Origin of the sequence: Okeania sp. SIO2B3, from assembly GCF_010672525.1 — a bacterium.
In the GTDB taxonomy this organism is placed as follows: Bacteria; Cyanobacteriota; Cyanobacteriia; order Cyanobacteriales; family Microcoleaceae; genus Okeania.
The window spans coordinates 1-18,596 of sequence record NZ_JAAHGH010000094.1; the positions used below are offsets into that span (position 1 = coordinate 1).

The window sequence follows — 18,596 nt, forward strand, 5'->3', positions numbered from 1 at the left end:
TCAAAACTTTAATCAGACAAAAATATTTAATATTGAGAAGCAATACTGTTCCGGAACACTTATCACCAATGCTTGCTTCATTGATTAAAAAGCTGAAATGCTCAATTGCTGAAATACTCATAGCTTAATTATTAGGAGAAAAAATGTTCAAAACTTTAATCAGACAAAAATATTTAATATTGAGAAGCAATACTGTTCCGGAACACTTATCACCAATGCTTGCTTCATTGATTAAAAAGCTGAAATCCTCAAATGCTGATAGCTTATTTATTAGGAGAAAAAATGTTCAAAACTTTAATCAGACAAAAATATTTAATATTGAGAAGCAATACTGTTCCGGAACACTTATCACCAATGCTTGCTTCATTGATTAAAAAGCTGAAATGCTCAATTGCTGAAATACTCATAGCTTATTATTAGGAGAAAAAATGTTCAAAACCTTAATCAGACAAAAATATTTAATATTGAGAAGCAATACTGTTCCGGAACACTTATCACCAATGCTTGCTTCATTGATTAAAAAGCTCAAATACTCAAATACTCAAATGCTGATAGCTTATTATTAGGAGAAAAAATGTTCAAAACCTTAATCAGACAAAAATATTTAGAAGCAATACTGTTCCGGAACACTTATGGTGTTAAACTAGGTCTCGCTTATATCTTTGCTTTAATTGGAATAATTTTCCCTCATCATTACATTTTAGCTCAAACCACTACGGAATATTATGCTGCTGTGAGTGAGGATAAAATTATTAATAATGACTCGGAAAATCAAGATGCTTCTGTTTATTTTAATCGAGGTGTCGATAAATATAATGATGGAAATTTTCCCGGAGCTTTGAATGATTTTAGTAAGGCTATTGAGCTGAGACCGGATTTTATTGAGGCTTATTATAATCGTGGTATTTTACGAATTGAATTAGCAGACTATCAAGGAGGAATTGAGGATTTTACTAATGTGATTAATCTCGAACCTAGTCGCATTGAAGCTTATTATAATCGAGGAAATATTAATAGTATTATTGGTAATTATCAAGCAGCAATTACGGATTTTAATAAAGTAATTGAATCAGAACCAAACTTATTTTATGTATATAGTAATCGTGGTGTTGCTCGTTCTGGAATAGGAGATGAAAAAGGTGCAATTTCCGATTTTTCCAAAGCAATAGAATTAGAGCCAAATGCTGTGGATGCTTATAATAATCGGGGAATTATTCGGCGGAAATTAGGAGATTATCCAGGAGCTATTGCTGATTATTCTAAAGTAATTGAACTGAAACCTAATGATGCTCAAACTTATTTTAATCTGGGAGTTGCTAGGACTGAGTTTGGAGATAAACAGGGTGCAATAGAGGATTATAATTGGGCAATTAAACTTAAGCCTGATTATGCAGAAGCTTATCTAAATCGAGGTAATATTTGGCAAAATTTGGGAAATTATCAGCAGGCAATAGCAGATTTTTCTCAAGCAATTAAATCAAATCCTGAATTAGCAGATGCTTATAATAATCGGGGTAATATCCGTCGTTTATTGGGAGACGACTGGGGAGCAATTATTGATTACGACCGGGCGTTAGGAATCAAACCAAATTTACCAGATGCTTACAATAATCGAGGCAATGCTTATAGTTCTTTGGGAAATTATCGGGAGGCAATTTCTAATTATGACCGGGCTTTAAAACTTAATCCAGAACTATTTTTGACTTATCATAATCGGGGTGCTGCTTACTTAGAATTAGGAGATTATGAAGCGGCTTTAGGAGACCTTAATCGAGCCATTGAATTGCAGCCTAATTTTGCTAATGCTTATGAAAGTCGTGGAATTGTATATAAGCAGTTAGGAAATTTGCCAAAAGCTCTGGAAGATTTACAGAAAGCTGCTGAATTGTTTGTAGAAGAAGAGAAAAATTTAGAGTATGAAAGGGTTCAAGAAGTTATTGATAAAATTGAGCGGGATGCTGATATTAAATCAATTTAATTCTGTTATATTTATTTGGCTTTAGTAATATGCTAAAAAAAGTCAAGGGGAGCGGGATATTGCTTGTCGTTTTCCTCCAAATATACAGGACTTACGCAAATTCACCTTGAACGCCCTCACTGGATTTAGTTTCTGTGCATAAGTCCTGATATAGTTCAATCCGAAGCGATCGCTATCTAAAAACAAAACCACCCCCAATCAATGGAGGTGGCCCAAACACAATACACACTATTTAGGGTTTGCCGAAAAAGTCTTATGAGTGAGGGGAGGAGTCAGGAGTCAGGAGGACAACACAATATTTTCCTTCTTCCTTCTTCCTTCTTCCTTCTTCCTTCTTCCTTCTTCAAACCTAGTAATCGAAATCGCCGCCGCCCATACCAGCGCCAGCAGGAGCACCTTCCTTGGGTTCAGGTTTGTCAACAACAATACACTCAGTTGTCAACACCATGCCAGCAATAGAAGCAGCGTTTTGTAGAGCGGAACGAGTTACCTTAGCAGGGTCAACAATACCAGCTTCAAATAAATCCATAAACTCGTTACTAGCAGCATTGTAACCAGTATTGAAATCCTTCTCTTTCACGCGCTCGCCAATCACAGCACCATTCTGACCAGCATTTTCAGCAATGCGCTTCAGTGGAGCTAACAAAGCACGACTAACAATTAAAGCACCTGTCAACTCTTCAGCTTGCAAGTTCTCATTTGCCCAATTTTCTAGATCGGGAGCTAAGTGAGCTAGAGTTGTACCGCCACCAGGAACAATACCTTCTTCTACAGCAGCTTTAGTTGCGTTGATAGCGTCTTCCAAGCGTAATTTGCGGTCTTTCATTTCTGTTTCAGTAGCAGCACCAACCTTGATTACAGCCACCCCACCAGCTAACTTAGCTAAACGCTCTTGTAACTTCTCTTTGTCGTAGGAAGATTCAGTTTCTTCCATCTGACGGCGAATTTGTTCGCAACGAGCTTTAACTTCTTTTTCGTTACCTTCAGCAACGATGGTCGTGTTGTCCTTGGTGATGTTGATGCGACGAGCTTTACCAAGCATATCTAACTTAGTGCTTTCTAGTTTCAAACCAGCATCTTCAGTAATAACTTGACCGCCAGTTAATACAGCAATATCTTCTAACATTGCTTTACGGCGATCGCCAAAACCAGGAGCTTTCACAGCAGCTACATTCAAAACACCCCGTAGACGGTTAACAACCAGAGTAGCTAAAGCTTCTTTCTCAATATCTTCAGCCAAAATTAATAAAGGTTTGCCAGAACGAGCTACTTGTTCTAATACTGGTACTAAATCTTGTACTAGAGCAATTTTCTTATCAGTAATTAGAATCATTGGTTCTTCGAGTACAGCTTCCATCCGCTCCATATCTGTTGCGAAGTAGGGAGAGATATAGCCTTTGTCGAAACGCATACCTTCAGTAATTTCTAGTTCGGTCTGCATTGACTTCCCTTCTTCCAGGGAAATTACGCCTTCTTTGCCTACCTTATCCATTGCTTGGGCAATCATATTACCCACTTCTTCGTCGTTACCAGCAGAGATAGAACCGACTTGAGCGATCGCCTTAGAATCTTCAATTTGACGAGCGTGAGATGCAATTTTTTCTACTAGGAAAGTTGCTGCTTTGTCAACACCGCGCTTGATAGCAATAGGGTTAGCACCTGCAGCTACGTTGCGTAGACCTTCTTTTACCATTGCGTGAGCTAAAACGGTAGCTGTAGTAGTACCGTCACCTGCTGCGTCATTAGTTTTAGAAGCTGCTTGACGAATTAAAGCAACTCCTGTATTTTCAATATGATCTTCTAGTTCGATTTCTTTAGCGATGGTGACACCATCATTAACGATTTGAGGAGCGCCGAATTTTTTCTCTAGAACTACATTTCTACCTTTTGGACCGAGTGTTACTGCTACAGACTCAGCGAGAATATCCATTCCTTTTTCGAGGGCGCGACGAGCATTTTCGTTGTAGATAATACGTTTAGCCATAGTTGTAATTTTTATTGATAAGTAATTGTGGATTTGACATCTCCAGGGGTTGAAACACCCTGAATTCTGTGTAAAAAAACACCGCAAAAGAGATAAGTCCACTTTTGCTTCCAGCCTGTCAACAAACTTCTAGACTCCTCGGGATAGACAAAAATCTACCTGTGAGCTTACCGAATAATTAATAATTAATAATTAATAATTAATAATTAAATAATTCTGGTTTAAAGCCTCCCCTTTTAAGGGAAAAAAAAAAGAAAATATTCCTTATATTCAATTCCGTAACGGTTTTAACCAGAGGTAATTATCAATTATCCATTATCCATTATCAATTAATGAACTTTAGAGTGGTTTCACTCAAGGTATTGGAGCAATCTTCTCGCTGTTCTATTTGTGATTTTGTTGATAATTGTTGCTTTAGCACTTTGGCAAACATCAAGTGGATCGAGGAAGTTTGCTAGTGCTATGAAACAACTTGATAATTCTTAATTAACAATTGCGAGAATATCTTTTTCTGCAAGTAGCACATACTCATCACCACCGAGTTTGATATCTGTTCCGGCGTATTTGGAGTACAGCACTTTGTCTCCGACTTTAACTTCCATTTCTGCACGGGAACCGTCGTCATTACGCTTACCAGGACCAGCAGCAGCAACTTCTCCTACTTGGGGTTTTTCTTTTGCATTGTCAGGTAGCAGAATACCACCTGCTGTTTTTTCTTCAGCTGCACTGACTTTAACAAATACGCGATCGCCTAAAGGCTTAACAGTAGAAACACTCAGTGTTACGGCTGCCATGGTTTTCCCTCCAGATATATTTTACTATTGCTGAGAGGCTAGAATCTGAAGCTCAATTATTGGCTTCGTTTGATTTTTTAGCACTCTCACTACCTGAGTGCTAATTTAGCTGAATAAGAGTTGCCATTGCAACTGATGAAACTGTACGGGTTCCCGAACTGAGAGATTTGGTTTTTGGTGGTGGTGCATAGTAATGGTAAAGGAGTGTGGGGAGATGGGGAGATGGGGAGATGGGGGGATGGGGAGATGGGGGGATGGGGAGATGGGGGTATAGGGAGATGGGGGGATGGGGAGATGGGGAGTGTGGGAGAAATTAAAGAATATGTATCCTACCATTACCATGCAGGACTATCGATCTTTTCGTCAAAAGTCTAAATAAAATCGCCAAAACAACAATCCTCTCAATTGAATTGAGCTTTTTAAATTAGGACAGTAGACTAAAATTATCTGAGTAAATCAAGAATTTTACCGTCAAAGTCATTTGTTATTTACAAATAAGACATTTGACAAAAAGACAATATCCCTAGAAATTTGTTGGAAGGTGTGTCGAAAATTTTATGACAGATAATATATCATCTCAAAAAACCGAGAAATCTGATGGGGCTAATTTCCAGATAGCCGAATGCCAGGAAAATTATCGACAGGACGATACTGACCAAGATATTTGTCAGGCATCCCTTGGTGTTTGTGTCCAATCTCTCGGATTAAGTAAAATTCAGCGACATATTTTTATTTGTGCTGACCAAACAAAGCCTAAATGTTGTTCAACAGAGGCTGGTTTAGAGGCGTGGAATTATCTCAAAAAACGGCTCAAAGAATTGAAACTTGACCAGGTTAACACTGATTTACCTGGCTGTATATTTCGTACTAAAGCTAACTGTTTACGAGTTTGTTGTCAAGGTCCAATCATGCTTGTTTATCCTGAAGGAATATGGTATCATTCCGCAACTCCTCCTGTAATTGAAAGAATTATTCAAGAGCATATAATGGGCGATCGAGTTGTAGAGGAATATGTTTTTCTAACTCATCCTTTGCCCGAATCAATGATTATTTCATCAAATAGCCTTAGTTGATTCATTAGCTGATACTCAGAAATTGTGGACATTTACTTGAGTGCCAAACTCAAAAGTTCAAAGTTAACAATTAGTAACTAACAGTTATCAATATAAGTCCTGATCGTATTAGTAGCCAATACTGTCAAATTTTCATATATTATTAAAAGCAGTGGAAGTTATTTTTCACAAATACAAAACTATTATCTAGTTATATTTCTAAATATTGTAGAAGTATTGATTGAGTCTAAAATCTATAATCAATAATAGATAGGGGCATAATTTCTTTAGATCGTTAGATGCAGCTCCTTGCCCTGTGGCTAAGGATATATATTCATTTAAAAGAAAGTAGCAAACTCGCCCTACTTCCTTAATTTTCTATGAAAGATGTGGTTAATACCTGTCTTTGAATTTAATGTTTGCGGGAATTAAAAAAAGTGAGTTCTTCATTATGAAGGAAATTAATACTACAGACCAAAGACGGTTAATGTTGGTTGATGATGACCCTAATTTAATCTTATTAGTCAAGGATTATTTAGAATTTCGTGGGTATCAGGTAACAACGGCAGAAAATGGCCGAGAGGCACTAGAAAAGCTGGAAAATGAAATTCCTGAGCTAATTATATGTGATGTGATGATGCCAGAAATGGATGGCTATACCCTTGTGCAGCATATCAGAGAAAATCCAGCTACAGAATGGGTTCCAGTTCTATTTCTATCTGCCAAGGGTCAAAGTCAAGACCGAGTCAAAGGTTTAAATACTGGAGCTGATGTCTACATTGTCAAACCATTTGAGCCAGAAGAACTCGTAGCTCAAGTAGAATCTTCCTTGAAGCAAGCTTCTCGCCTCATTAAACATCAAAATTCTAATGTGGGTAATAGTGGGCCAAAAATTAAGGTGCGCCGAAACGTAGAATTAACTCCCACAGAATTAAAGGTAGTCCAACTTGTAGCCCAGGGGATGGCAAACCGTGATATTGCACAAATGATGGAAGTTAGTCAAAGAACGATTGAGAGTCATGTAAGCAATATGCTTGGTAAAACTGGTCTACATAATCGGACAGAATTAGCTCGTTGGGCAATAGAAAGTAAAAAGGCTTAGGTATAATTACCCATAAATGATCGTGGGTAAATACAGAAAGCGAAAACTTCTCTAAAGTTCATCAAACTTACTCATAACTATAGCTATCAAACTAAGATGACTAAGTTTGTTCAGTTGTCTCTCCATTGAGTCGTTATCAGCTACAATTAAGGTATGAAGCTAGTTGAACGTCATGTTATTAGCAAATCATATCATTTGTGGTCAGCTTGTGACCACAAGGCTTTTTTTTCTAAAAATCTGTTTAACGTGCGCTAACTATTATTACCGTTAATATTTCTTTTCCTATCAAAAGAAATGAAATTTTAATGAACTTGATCATAAGGTATCTAAAAGTTACGATTATCAAGCTTTACTTACCAAGGTAAGCAAGCAAATAATCAGAAGATTAGACTCAGCTTGGAGTAGTTATTTTGCAGCTTGAAAAGCATGGCAAAAACAACCCAATAGATTTTTAGGAAGACCGAAAATTCCCAAATATAAGCATAAGATAAAAGGCTGAAATATTCTGCCCTATTTAGATGAATCAATTTACGCGCAAAGCCTTAAAAAAAGGAATTTGTCATCTGTCGATGAGTGAAATAAAAATTCCCACTTCACAGACAGAAATAATAGAGGCCAGAATTATCCCCAAAAGTAGCTGTTATATAATAGAAATAGTCAATTAAAAATCGGAGGAAACAACAGAAAATCAACAAATAGCAGGAGTAGACAAAGGAAGTGAATAACTTAATGGCTTTAACTAATCAAACAGGTGTAGCACCTAATTATGATCAATGGGAGACCATTAAAAGCCATTAACACCTTTGATAATAAAAAACGCTCCCTGATACAATCCCAACTGAAAACCAAAAATAATCCAAATTTATTCCATCGGTTAAACGCTCTAAATCATAAACGAAACTGTAGAGTAGAAAATTATCTACATACAGCGAGTAAAAGAGTCATAGATTGGTGTGAGGGACATCAAATAGGAACCTTAATAAGTTGGATATAATTATGCATTGGAAATAATCTATTAATCTCAGGAAAAAGAACAATCAACAGTTTGTTAACATACCTCATTATAGATTAATAGAGAGGTTAACTTCTAAGGCTCAGATTAATTGGGATAAAAGTAATAATTACAGAAGAATCCGGGTGCATCACAATTAAGTTCTTTAGATAGAGATGAATTACCAACATAAGGTGAGTCAAAACCGATATTTAAAGGAAAAAGAATGGTTAGAGGACTGTATAAAACAGGAGATAATAAATTATTAAATGTTGATGTTAATGGGGCATTTAATATTATTAGAAAAGTAATTCCTGATGTTTTTGGGGAATAAAGGGTTTGTCGTTTAACCCTGTAGTGCTTGAGCCACTTGCGTTTGACTAGACTTTCAGACCTTCTCCTTCAGTTTGAGTAAGTTTAGTTGAGCGGTGTAAGTCTTGATCTTTAAATGTAATTTGTATATTTGAGGGCTGTAATTTTGTACTGCCCCAGTTTTTCTATATTCCTAGTTTTATATACATAATTTTTATTAAGTCAACTGAATTATTAGAATATTGGACGAATAAAATTTTCAAAATATGGCCTGAATGAAGAATTATTGTCTTATATTGAAGATATGGAAGGGGATCAATTAATTTAATAAGCATAAAAAGTATTTTTTTACATAAAAAAGACTAAAATAAATAGTATATAACTACTGAAATTATTAAAATTATGAGTAGAGAAAAAGATTATCGGTTTATTATACAAGGGTGATTTTTTGCAGTTTAAATCTAAAATATGCAAGTAAAAATGTTAGTTTATCTAAATTAAAAATAATATAGGCATTCAGCCGTCAGCTATTAGCTATCAGCTACTAATTTTGAGAAAGGTAAAAGAAATTGAGAAATTGAGAAATAATAAAAAGCTACTGCCAAATTCACCTTCCCAAACCTTAGAAGTAATTATTCATTACTAATTGCTGTTAACGTAGTTCCTTCCCAGGAGGCTAGCTGACTGCTAATAGCTGTTTGCGCAGTATTCCGCAGGAAATGCTTACAAAATTGCATTTATGATCGGAATATTACTAAAGTAACAGGACTTACGCAAATTGACTTTTAAACCACCATCTGTAGGGGCGAATGGTATTTGCGTTCCGTAAAGCTGCCGAATGACGCCCTCTCTACTCTATATGTAGAGTGTCTGCGTAAGTCCTGAGTAATAGATTTAGACTGAATTATCTAAAATCAATATTAAATTTAAGTTTCTATGAATAATTCCAAGAACCGTCTTTCTATATTTGTTGACGGGAATAATATGTTCTACGCTCAACAAAAAAATGGTTGGTTTTTTGACCCAAGAAGAGTATTAGAACATTTCAACAAACCAGAAGTAAAACTAATAAATGCTTTTTGGTACACAGGCTTAAAAGACCCACAAGATCAAAGGGGATTCCGAGATGCTTTAATTAGTTTGGGTTATACAGTACGCACCAAAATTCTTAAAGAATATTATGATGATGTTTCGGGTCGCTATTCTCAAAAAGCTAATTTAGATATTGAAATTGTAGTAGATATGTTTAATACAGTAGACCAATATGACCAAGTAGTTTTATTTAGTGGAGATGGGGATTTTGAAAGAGCTATTGAGCTACTACGTTCTAAAAATACTCATATAACTGTTGTATCAACAGAGGGAATGATTGCTAGAGAATTGCGAAATGCTACAGACCAATATGTAGACTTAAATGATATTCGCGACCAAATAGAAAAGGCCGAATATTAATTAAGAAGGAAGAGGGAAGAAGGAAGAAGGAAGAAGGAAAAAAATCTCAATTTCTTTCAGAATGCACTAAGTAAGAAGGTAGGAAGTATCAAATAAAAAATCTCTGCTTGAAGACTTTAATATCTTCCTAGAAAATTAAAAAAAATTAGACTAATTTACGTTTAATTTAAAGTATATTAACTAACTTGTAAGACAAGGTAAGATAAAAAAAAGCTCAAGACTAACTTCTGTAAACTATAAGGGAAAAATAATGACAAGTAATCAAGACCGAATTATTATTTTTGATACGACTCTCCGGGATGGGGAACAATCTCCTGGGGCGGCTCTCAATATAGATGAAAAATTGACTATTGCTCGACAACTATCTCGCCTGGGGGTAGATGTGATTGAAGCGGGTTTTCCCTACTCTAGTCCTGGAGATTTTGAAGCAGTACAAAAAATTGCCGAGACAGTGGGTGTAGAAGGAGGCCCAACAATCTGTGGTTTGGCAAGAACAACCCGTGCAGATATTGAAGCAGCAGGTAAAGCTCTTAAACCCGCAGCTAATGCTCGTATTCATACTTTTATTGCTACTTCCGATATTCACTTAGCTTATAAACTTAAGAAAACTAGAGAAGAAGTATTGGCGATCGCTCCTGAAATGGTGGCCTATGCTAAAACTTTCGTAGATGATGTAGAATTTTCACCCGAAGATGCAGGTCGCTCTGACCCAGAATTTCTCTATCAAGTATTGGAGGCGGCGATCGCTGCTGGAGCGACTACGGTGAATATTCCCGATACTGTTGGTTATACGACACCTGCTGAATTTGGGGCGCTCATCCGAGGTATTAAGGAAAATGTACCCAATATTGACCAAGCTATTATTTCTGTTCATGGTCACAACGACCTCGGTTTAGCAGTCGCTAACTTCCTCGAAGCTGTGAAAAACGGCGCTCGTCAACTGGAATGCACTATTAACGGTATCGGTGAGCGAGCTGGTAATGCTGCTTTGGAAGAGTTAGTTATGGCATTGCACGTCCGGCGACAATATTTCAATCCTTTCCTTGGTCGCGCACCAGAGTCAGAAGCACCACTTACTAAGATTGATACTCGTCATATTTATAAAACATCTCGTCTGGTTTCTAACTTGACAGGAATGTTTGTGCAACCAAATAAAGCTATTGTCGGTGCTAATGCTTTTGCCCATGAGTCAGGTATTCATCAAGATGGGGTACTCAAGAATAAGCTTACTTATGAAATCATGGATGCTGAGTCTATCGGTTTGACAGATAACCAAATAGTCTTGGGTAAACTTTCCGGTCGTCATGCTTTCCAAACTCGTCTCAAAGAACTTGGGTTTGATATTTCTGATGAAGAGGTGAATAAAGCTTTCCTCAGATTTAAAGATTTGGCAGACAAAAAGAAAGAAATTACAGATTGGGATTTGGAATCTATTGTTAACAGTGAGATTCAACAACCACCAGAACTCTTCCGTATAGAGTTGGTACAGGTTTCCTGTGGCGATCGCTCTCGTCCCACGGCCACGGTTAGTATCCGAACTCCTAATGGGGAAGAATTGACTGATGCTGCTATTGGTACTGGTCCTGTGGATGCTGTATACAGGGCAATTAACCGAGTGGTGAATGTGCCTAATGATTTAATTGAGTTTTCTGTGCAGTCGGTAACTGCTGGTATTGATGCTATTGGGGGAGTGACTATTCGTTTGCGCCATGAAGGACGGGTGTATTCTGGTCATGCTGCTAATACTGATATTATTGTGGCATCAGCTCAAGCTTATATGAATGCTTTAAATCGTTTGTATGTAGCTTTGCAAAGTGATGTGAAGAAAATACATCCGCAAAAGAGCGATCGAGCGGTGGAAGTGGTATAGCGCTTCGCGCAAGTCAGAAGTCAGATTGGGAGGATGGGGAGATGGGGAGATGAGGTGATGGGGTGATGGGGTGATGGGGTGATGGGGTGATGGGGGGATATAACAAGGAACAAGTTGCTGTTTGACTTATGTTGATGATGAACCGTAAGACATAGAAATACTGTTCCCTGTTCCCTGTTCCCTGTTCCCTGTTCCCTGCTATAAAGTAAAAATTTGGCAATGGCGCTCAGATGGAACTTTTATTGATACTGAACCCGAGCAGATTTGATATCAATTATTTCCCCCCACTCCCCCACTCCCTTCCGTATCTGTATATCCGTGCCATAATCCGTGTGAGCTACTCCCCTACTCCCCTACTCCCTACCTCCTAGAGCGGAAAGATATGAATTTTCTCCTTTGTTGCGATCGCTACTACCATTCTTAGGATAATTTTGAAAATTCACAGACTGTTGCGGTACACCAATAGCAATACCTTCTTGGTCAAATGCTTGTTTAATTTTGAGGCGGAATTCACGTCCCACAGCAAACTGTTGTATTGGTGCAGTCTTAATCCAAATTTGAATTAAAATGCCTGTGTGCGAGATATTATCAACTGCTCTATAAAACTGATACAAAGCGTCACATAACGTGACAATCTGATAGCGTAGCTCCTCCGTAGGAGGCTGTTTACTTCCTGCTTCTTGTGAGGCCGTCGGCGGTTACTCATCCACAGGCATTCACGGTCGTTCGCGTTAGCGTTGCGGAGCAAACCGACCGCATCTCTCGCTCTTTATACTGGCGTTTAAATCTCAATAAGATTGACAAGCCACATTCAGGACAATCATAAGTCCTTACATTTAATGGCATATCCTGAACATGACCACAGTTAGAACAAGTCTTTGATGATGGAAAAAACCTGTCAACTAATACTAACTCAGAACCATACCACTCACACAGAGCATGCAAGTTGTCTCCTAAACTCATAAAATCACTATCTGCTAACTGATTTAGCTAGCTTATGGTTAGCTAACATACCACTAACATTTAAATCTTCACCCACCCCTCTTGCTCCCCTCCCAGGAGGGGATGGGGGTGGGTTGTGGTTCTTGGCTAGATATGTTGTCAATTTATGAAGTGCGTCTTTGCGGATGTTAGCTACTTTTGTGTGTAGCTTGGCAATTTTCAGTTGTATTTTTCGCCAATTAGCTGAACCAATTTCTTTATTCCGGTTTAGATATTGTAGTTGAGAAACCTTGGCTTCAAACTGGCGATATGACTTGACACTTTCAAAGACTTTCCCATCACTTAAAGTTGCTAATGTCTTAATGCCTAAATCTACACCTACAACTTCAGTAGTTTTTGGTGTTGGATCAGGAGTAAATTCATAAGCAAAACTTAAATACCAATCACCTGCCTGTTTACTAATAGTTATTTTTTGAGTAGTTGCTTCAATAGGTTCATAAGTTTTGACAATACCAATAAAAGGTAATTTATGATTCCATCCATTTAATTCTATTGGTTTTCCTGAATTATCAATTGTAAATGAATCAGACCTACCTTTCTTCTTAAACTTTGGGTATTTTCCTATTCCGGCAAGGGAAATACCTATTGCCTGTATAGTAAATAAAATGGCAATTGAGTATATGACAACACTTGTTGCTTGTTTGAGTGCGCCTGAATAAGTATTAACTCGCAAATATTCTATTTTTAAGCCTCCCCTTATAAGGGGATAAGAAAGAGAATATTCCAGATTTCAAGGCTCCTTATTGCAGAGATACTGATAACTGATAACTGTTAACTGATAACTGAAATGACACTATACTCTACATTTTTGAGTAAAATTTAAAAGAGATCGAATATAGATAAAAATGCTTATAGTCCAGTATAATTGATTGCTTTTTTATCAATTTATATATACAGCATCAGCCATTAGGATTACAATTATATTGATTTATTTTTGCAGAGTACAGGAGTATTTCTATGCCAGATGCGGTAGGTGTCATAGAAACTATTGGTTTTCCAAGCATCTTAGCTGCTGCAGATGCTATGGTCAAAGCTGCGCGAGTTACCTTAGTTTACTATGGTATAGCCGAAAGAGGCCACTTTGTCGTTGCAGTTCGGGGACCAAATTCTGAAGTTTATCCTTCAGTCCAAGCTGGCATTGAAGCAGCAGAAAAAGTCTATGGTGGTATAGTGGATGGTCACTATATTGTTCCTAATCCCCCGGAGAATGTAGAATCTGTATTACCACTAAGTTATACAGAAATTAGTGAACAATTTAGATGAATATTGTCCTAAACTTATTGATAGCTCAAATTAATATTATTGATAATTTGGCTGAATATATAGTTTAGTTATGGCAGACATCTAAAATTTTTACAATTAATTGCAGAGATTAATTCTTAACTTAAATTTAGGAGAAATATAATGGCACAACAAGCTGTTGGAGCACTGGAAACTAAGGGTTTTCCTGGCATTTTAGCTGCTTCTGATGCAATGGTAAAAGCAGGTCGAGTCACTTTAGTGGGTTATATTAGGGTTGGTAGCGCTCGGTTTACTGTTCAAATTAGAGGTGATGTTTCGGAAGTCAAAACTGCTATGGATGCAGGAATTGCTGCAGTCGAAAAAGTTTATGGTGCGACCTTGGAATCTTGGGTAATTATTCCTCGTCCTCACGATAATATTGTGGCTGTTTTACCAATAGATTTTAATCCAGGTGTTGAAGAATACCGCCAACGAGTAGAAGGAATAACTGTACCAAGATTGCCTAATAGGTAGATAAATTTTGATTAATTAAATATCTACATAATTCTATTTGAAGCCGTCCATAAGACTATAAGTATGACCAATATTTACTATTTTGGTTAGTATTAAAAAGCGTTTCCTGGCGGAATGCTTCCCTATGGGATGCTACGCAAACGCAAACAGCAGTTCAGCAATCAACGGTCAGCTTTTTAGAAGGGGATTTAAACCCCTCCTAAAATTCAGCGAATTATAGAAGTCGGGGATGTTTTATCCAAGCTTGGACGTTCCGGAATGCTCGGCAAACAGGTGCCTAATTATATGCACAAATTTTTCGGCTAATAGCTGATAGCTAGTTAAAAAATATAGACAGTGGACGGTACTATGGAAGCATGATTTGAATTGTTAGTTTGGATGAAATATTAGAGCTGATTTATAAAGTAAATATTAAGAGGATAAATGCTTTACAGTGTAAGGGTTCGACACTATCTAAGCCCCTAGGGCATAATTTTCCGCAAACCCATGCTAGAAAGGAGTTTTAACTCAGTTTATAAATCAGCTCTTAGGTTTGAGGTATTCAATAATTAATAATTAATAGTTAATAGTTAATAGTTAATAGTTGCCTGTATTTAAAAATAAAGATTGGTGATTTTTTTTTGATTTATTTATTCAAATAATTGAAGATGCTTGAAATGTTAATTATTAAATAATTACAAAAAATCAATAACTAGAACACACAAAACTATCACAATTAATTAGGAAGCTATATCTTCATGTGAAAAAAAATCTTAAAATTAGTGAGATTTTAATAGTGAAAATTAAAAAAGTAATAAGTGAACATTTTCATTCAAGATGCTATTGTTAAAATAAGCAGAAGAGAATCTATGTAAAATATATTGAACTTATCTATTGTTGACAATAAAACGTAACATCGAATGACATTTTGATTGAAAATAGCCACGGCGGAGCAAAGACTATGACAGCAGAATAGTCTTTATTTATTGTAGCTAATTTTCTGATTGAATTTTGTGTAGGTAAGGCGAGCATATAGCAAAGAAACGAAAGTACAGATAATAAAGTCTGAAACTCTTAGCACTGTTATATACTCCCTCATGCCAAAATATTTTCTACACAACCGCGTCGAGGACTGCTATATATTGAATCTTATCTGAACCTATGGATACTTGGATTATACAATTACACCGCTCTACTAATGAAATTACTTTTTTGGCAATTAGTGCCTTGTCAGCAATAATTTTTTGCTTTTGGTTTATCCCTATTGCTACAGATACTATGGTAAATTCTGCAGCAGGTTTAGCTGAAAAATATTTAGGTAAAAATCAACGCACATTAGTAATTAATTCTAGTACAAATAATCCTGAATTATTTTTGATGTTGCTATCATTGAGTCTCGGTAGGTTAGGAGGTATAGCAACTCCTCTAGGTTCAAATTTTGCCAATATTTATCTGATGTTTATTGTCGCACCAATAATTGTTATAGGTAAATGGGTATTTTTAGGAAAAATATCTAATATTAAAAGTTTTATTGAAATTCTGAATAAAGAAAAAATGCTATTTTTCTGGCATTTTTCCATGTCATTATCAATGTTTGCCTTTGCAACTACAGCTTATTGGTGCATTACTGGTGAATCGGAATTTTCACCTTTGCCAGAAGTCATAGATTCTCGAACTTTGCCTTGGGTAATTGTTGGTGGTATAACTTGTTTAGCAGGTATATTTGTCTTTTTTGTTTATGAAAAACAGTTTAAGCAAAAAAGACCTGAATTATTTGAAGATATTAATGCAGATGATTATGAAGCAAGTTGGTGGAAGTTTGTTGTAGGCACTGCTTTATTGATATTATTATGTTATATTTTAAATACATTATTTATAGCTTGGACTGAAATTTATGATGATTTACTGACTAAATTATTTGGTGATTCAATCTTTGCAGGATTGCATTATTTTTTGGGAAGTTTAATATCATCCCTACCAGAAACAATTGTAGCTGTGAAAAATTATGAGCGTTTAACTTCACCAGATTTAAACACTGCAATGGCATCAGCTAGTCAGTCAAATATGACTAATTTGGGAATAGGTTGTTTAGGTAGTGTTTTAGCAAGTTTACTATTGGCTATAGGTATTAATTATCAGTTGTAAAATGAAGCGATCGGCTGTGTTGAAAAATAATTTTGAAGAAGGAAGAAGGAAGAATAAAAAAGTGGATGGGGTGATAAGATACGAAGTGGCAGGTCGTTGACTATCCTCAACCAAATTGTAGGCACCGTGTAGACGGTGGGGTATTAAACTCATAAAGAAAAAGATAATTACTGAATAATTAAGGTTTAAATCTTCTTCTTTGAACAATAAAGAAAGACAAAAAATTATTTTCGCTAATCTTATAATTTTAAGGAGAGTTCATTAATTGATAATTGATAATGGATAATTGATAATTACCTCGGGTTTTAAGCGCTACGGAATTGAATATAAGGAAATATTATTTCTTCTCTTGGTCGATGGTCGGACAGCTCCGAGACCTCGCCATCCCACCCTGCGGGAAGCTACGAAGATCGACCGCTGTCTTGGTCTCATGGATATGGCGCAGGTTTCGGAGCCATCCCTCGACCGCTTTTTTCCCCTTAAAAGGGGAGGCTTCAAGGCGCGAATTATTTAATTATTAATTATTAATTATTAATTATTCGGTAATCATATCATGTCCGATTGAACAGTTATAAATAAATAACGACGGAGTCCTCAGGAGTCAACCCACCCCTCGCCCCTCCCCCTACCCTCCTGGGAGGGGAAGGACCGAGTCAGGAGGTAAGAAAGAAGAAGGAAGAAGAAGAACTGGAGTTGAAAGAGAAAGTTTTTTTATCACTAATTATCCGGACATGATATAATTATTAATTATTGAATATATAGCAATCCTATTTTATTCGTATCCAAAATCTTGCTGCTTTTTGGGAATAGGGAATAGGGAATGGGTAATGGTCAATGGGTAAGAGTTTCGGAGTTGATCAGGACTTATATCAAGTAACATTAATTAGGGCTTGCTGATTAAATCTAAAAGCATTGACATATCAAGACTTTAGCCTTTTAGGGGTCGAATTGCAGTACCTGGTTTTTAGCTCTTCACGCTCAAAAAGGAGCGTATTTTAGGCTCATAGTTGGGCAGAAAAATCATTCTAACAATTCTTACTCCTACCTCTTCGCTCATTCCTATTTCTCCTGTCTCCTACAAAGAGCAAAAAGACTTTCCATACGCAAACCCTAATTAACCGCAATGTAGGGACGTTGCATAAGGTCGTCCCTACCAGGTTGGGTAAAGATTGTTTATTGCAGTATAGCTAATGCACTATTTTAGCTGTTTTAGCTGTGTCAGTCCACTACAAGTTTTGCTACAGAGAAGTCTGACCCCACTCTCCAGTAAAAACAAAAGAATTTATAGGTTTACGACTGCGGGGAGAAAGTTCTCTCTCTCGTAAAGACTCAGGCAAAATATCGGGTTCTTCTGGATACCCAATAGCTATAGCTGCCACTGGTTCATATCCTTGTGATATTTTATATAATTCACGCGCTTTATCAAGATGAAAACCTCCCATTTGATGAACTCTCAAACCCATTTCTGTTGCTTGAAAAGTTAGGGAAGCAACTGCTAAACCTACATCGTGAAAAGCGTGTCTATTAGGTTTATTATTTTTGTCAAAAAAAAGTTTAGCAACGGATAACATTAATACAGGAGCAAGACCTGCCCAAGGTTGATTTCCTTCTACTATACAACTGAAAAGACGGTCGTATTCAGCAGGGTTTTCTTTAGTGGCAACTATGAAACTCCAAGGTTGTTCATTGAAACAAGAAGGAGACCATCTTGCTGCTTCTAGAAGTGAAAGTAATACTTCTGAGGAAACCATTTTGTCAGCAAAAGCTAAAGAACTCCAACGTTGTTTTAATAAGTTATTAATTGGATATTTATTTTCCGTGTATTTTTCCATTTTTTGAATTTTGAATAACTACTTGATGTATCTCAATAATATCAAAATTTGTTACTGCTTATATCATCTTTAGTTGAATATTACATTTTAGAAGGAGGAAGGAAGAAGGCAGAAGTAAAGTAGTGGCGTGACTACCTAAAATGTTGCAATAGTCGGAGCGGGTTCGAGGTTAAATTAATGGGGTGACAAATGATGAGATAAATTCGCCTCCCCCCACCAATAATAACTGAGCAAATTAACTGTTCCGGTTTAGTATTAGGGTCTGGTTCGAGGTTAAATTAATGGGGTGACAAATGATGAGATAAATTCGCCTCCCCCCACCAATAATAACTGAGCAAATTAACTGTT

At 36.6% G+C, this 18,596-nt stretch carries 17 protein-coding genes; 11 read left to right on the top strand and 6 right to left on the bottom strand.

Annotated features, from left to right (window positions below):
* Positions 1 to 143 precede the first annotated feature (143 nt).
* Positions 144 to 374, top strand: coding sequence for a hypothetical protein (locus tag F6K15_RS30890; RefSeq protein ID WP_293068779.1), 231 nt, complete (start codon positions 144 to 146; stop codon positions 372 to 374).
* A 200-nt stretch (positions 375 to 574) separates the two neighbouring features.
* On the top strand, positions 575 to 1,978 hold the full coding sequence (locus F6K15_RS30895; protein ID WP_293068782.1) for a tetratricopeptide repeat protein: 1,404 nt from the start codon (positions 575 to 577) through the stop codon (positions 1,976 to 1,978).
* A gap of 349 nt (positions 1,979 to 2,327) precedes the next feature.
* Here the strand turns inward: F6K15_RS30895 and groL are convergent, their stop codons facing one another.
* Both groL and groES read right to left on the bottom strand, forming a co-directional pair.
* A complete protein-coding gene (groL, locus tag F6K15_RS30900) occupies positions 2,328 to 3,962 on the bottom strand; it encodes a chaperonin GroEL (protein WP_293068785.1) in 1,635 nt (544 codons plus the stop codon).
* A gap of 482 nt (positions 3,963 to 4,444) precedes the next feature.
* The gene (groES, locus tag F6K15_RS30905; RefSeq protein WP_124147414.1) at positions 4,445 to 4,756 is read right to left on the bottom strand and encodes a co-chaperone GroES; all 312 of its coding nucleotides are present in this window, start codon (positions 4,754 to 4,756) and stop codon (positions 4,445 to 4,447) included.
* Positions 4,757 to 4,933: 177 nt separating this feature from the next.
* Between groES and F6K15_RS30910 the strand changes: the two genes are divergently transcribed.
* The 6 genes from F6K15_RS30910 to F6K15_RS30930 all read left to right on the top strand — a co-directional run bounded on the left by F6K15_RS30910 (position 4,934) and on the right by F6K15_RS30930 (position 11,535).
* Positions 4,934 to 5,131, top strand: a complete 198-nt coding sequence (locus F6K15_RS30910; protein ID WP_293068790.1) for a hypothetical protein — start codon at positions 4,934 to 4,936, stop codon at positions 5,129 to 5,131.
* Between the two features lie 182 nt (positions 5,132 to 5,313).
* Entirely contained in the window at positions 5,314 to 5,829 is a 516-nt protein-coding gene (locus F6K15_RS30915; protein ID WP_293068793.1) for a ferredoxin, read from the top strand.
* A 430-nt stretch (positions 5,830 to 6,259) separates the two neighbouring features.
* Positions 6,260 to 6,910 (top strand): response regulator transcription factor, encoded by a 651-nt coding sequence (locus F6K15_RS30920; RefSeq protein ID WP_293068796.1) that lies wholly within the window; start codon positions 6,260 to 6,262, stop codon positions 6,908 to 6,910.
* Between the two features lie 766 nt (positions 6,911 to 7,676).
* Positions 7,677 to 7,904, top strand: coding sequence for a transposase (locus F6K15_RS38750; protein ID WP_363269069.1), 228 nt, complete (start codon positions 7,677 to 7,679; stop codon positions 7,902 to 7,904).
* A 1,245-nt stretch (positions 7,905 to 9,149) separates the two neighbouring features.
* Positions 9,150 to 9,665, top strand: a complete 516-nt coding sequence (locus F6K15_RS30925) for an NYN domain-containing protein (RefSeq protein WP_293068798.1) — start codon at positions 9,150 to 9,152, stop codon at positions 9,663 to 9,665.
* Positions 9,666 to 9,915: 250 nt separating this feature from the next.
* On the top strand, positions 9,916 to 11,535 hold the full coding sequence (locus tag F6K15_RS30930) for a 2-isopropylmalate synthase (RefSeq protein WP_293068801.1): 1,620 nt from the start codon (positions 9,916 to 9,918) through the stop codon (positions 11,533 to 11,535).
* Between the two features lie 353 nt (positions 11,536 to 11,888).
* Here F6K15_RS30930 and F6K15_RS30935 read toward each other — a convergent pair whose 3' ends face one another.
* The 3 genes from F6K15_RS30935 to F6K15_RS30940 form a co-directional block, all read right to left on the bottom strand.
* Entirely contained in the window at positions 11,889 to 12,149 is a 261-nt protein-coding gene (locus F6K15_RS30935) for a mechanosensitive ion channel family protein (protein ID WP_293068804.1), read from the bottom strand.
* An 88-nt stretch (positions 12,150 to 12,237) separates the two neighbouring features.
* Positions 12,238 to 12,498, bottom strand: coding sequence for a zinc ribbon domain-containing protein (locus F6K15_RS38755; RefSeq protein ID WP_363269072.1), 261 nt, complete (start codon positions 12,496 to 12,498; stop codon positions 12,238 to 12,240).
* Between the two features lie 7 nt (positions 12,499 to 12,505).
* Entirely contained in the window at positions 12,506 to 13,210 is a 705-nt protein-coding gene (locus tag F6K15_RS30940; protein ID WP_293068807.1) for a transposase, read from the bottom strand.
* A gap of 284 nt (positions 13,211 to 13,494) precedes the next feature.
* On the opposite strand from F6K15_RS30940, the gene F6K15_RS30945 reads away from it, so the two are divergent.
* The 3 genes from F6K15_RS30945 to F6K15_RS30955 all read left to right on the top strand — a co-directional run bounded on the left by F6K15_RS30945 (position 13,495) and on the right by F6K15_RS30955 (position 16,416).
* Complete coding sequence (locus F6K15_RS30945; RefSeq protein ID WP_293068810.1) at positions 13,495 to 13,800, top strand: BMC domain-containing protein; 306 nt, start codon at positions 13,495 to 13,497, stop codon at positions 13,798 to 13,800.
* 141 nt (positions 13,801 to 13,941) lie between these two features.
* Positions 13,942 to 14,292 (top strand): carbon dioxide-concentrating mechanism protein CcmK, encoded by a 351-nt coding sequence (locus F6K15_RS30950; protein ID WP_287274684.1) that lies wholly within the window; start codon positions 13,942 to 13,944, stop codon positions 14,290 to 14,292.
* 1,140 nt (positions 14,293 to 15,432) lie between these two features.
* Entirely contained in the window at positions 15,433 to 16,416 is a 984-nt protein-coding gene (locus tag F6K15_RS30955; RefSeq protein WP_293068817.1) for a hypothetical protein, read from the top strand.
* 1,238 nt (positions 16,417 to 17,654) lie between these two features.
* Here F6K15_RS30955 and F6K15_RS30960 read toward each other — a convergent pair.
* Positions 17,655 to 18,248, bottom strand: a complete 594-nt coding sequence (locus F6K15_RS30960) for a nitroreductase family protein (protein WP_293068820.1) — start codon at positions 18,246 to 18,248, stop codon at positions 17,655 to 17,657.
* Between the last annotated feature and the right edge of the window lie 348 nt (positions 18,249 to 18,596).

What these genes read in the sequence shown, in the direction of transcription:
- F6K15_RS30890 (WP_293068779.1), top strand. Translation starts at nt 144, where the DNA reads ATGTTCAAAACTTTAATCAGACAAAAATATTTAATATTGAGAAGCAAT.
- F6K15_RS30895 (WP_293068782.1), top strand. Translation starts at nt 575, where the DNA reads ATGTTCAAAACCTTAATCAGACAAAAATATTTAGAAGCAATACTGTTC.
- groL (WP_293068785.1), bottom strand. Translation starts at nt 3,962, where the DNA reads ATGGCTAAACGTATTATCTACAACGAAAATGCTCGTCGCGCCCTCGAA.
- groES (WP_124147414.1), bottom strand. Translation starts at nt 4,756, where the DNA reads ATGGCAGCCGTAACACTGAGTGTTTCTACTGTTAAGCCTTTAGGCGAT.
- F6K15_RS30915 (WP_293068793.1), top strand. Translation starts at nt 5,314, where the DNA reads ATGACAGATAATATATCATCTCAAAAAACCGAGAAATCTGATGGGGCT.
- F6K15_RS30920 (WP_293068796.1), top strand. Translation starts at nt 6,260, where the DNA reads ATGAAGGAAATTAATACTACAGACCAAAGACGGTTAATGTTGGTTGAT.
- F6K15_RS38750 (WP_363269069.1), top strand. Translation starts at nt 7,677, where the DNA reads ATGATCAATGGGAGACCATTAAAAGCCATTAACACCTTTGATAATAAA.
- F6K15_RS30925 (WP_293068798.1), top strand. Translation starts at nt 9,150, where the DNA reads ATGAATAATTCCAAGAACCGTCTTTCTATATTTGTTGACGGGAATAAT.
- F6K15_RS30930 (WP_293068801.1), top strand. Translation starts at nt 9,916, where the DNA reads ATGACAAGTAATCAAGACCGAATTATTATTTTTGATACGACTCTCCGG.
- F6K15_RS38755 (WP_363269072.1), bottom strand. Translation starts at nt 12,498, where the DNA reads ATGAGTTTAGGAGACAACTTGCATGCTCTGTGTGAGTGGTATGGTTCT.
- F6K15_RS30945 (WP_293068810.1), top strand. Translation starts at nt 13,495, where the DNA reads ATGCCAGATGCGGTAGGTGTCATAGAAACTATTGGTTTTCCAAGCATC.
- F6K15_RS30950 (WP_287274684.1), top strand. Translation starts at nt 13,942, where the DNA reads ATGGCACAACAAGCTGTTGGAGCACTGGAAACTAAGGGTTTTCCTGGC.
- F6K15_RS30955 (WP_293068817.1), top strand. Translation starts at nt 15,433, where the DNA reads ATGGATACTTGGATTATACAATTACACCGCTCTACTAATGAAATTACT.
- F6K15_RS30960 (WP_293068820.1), bottom strand. Translation starts at nt 18,248, where the DNA reads ATGGAAAAATACACGGAAAATAAATATCCAATTAATAACTTATTAAAA.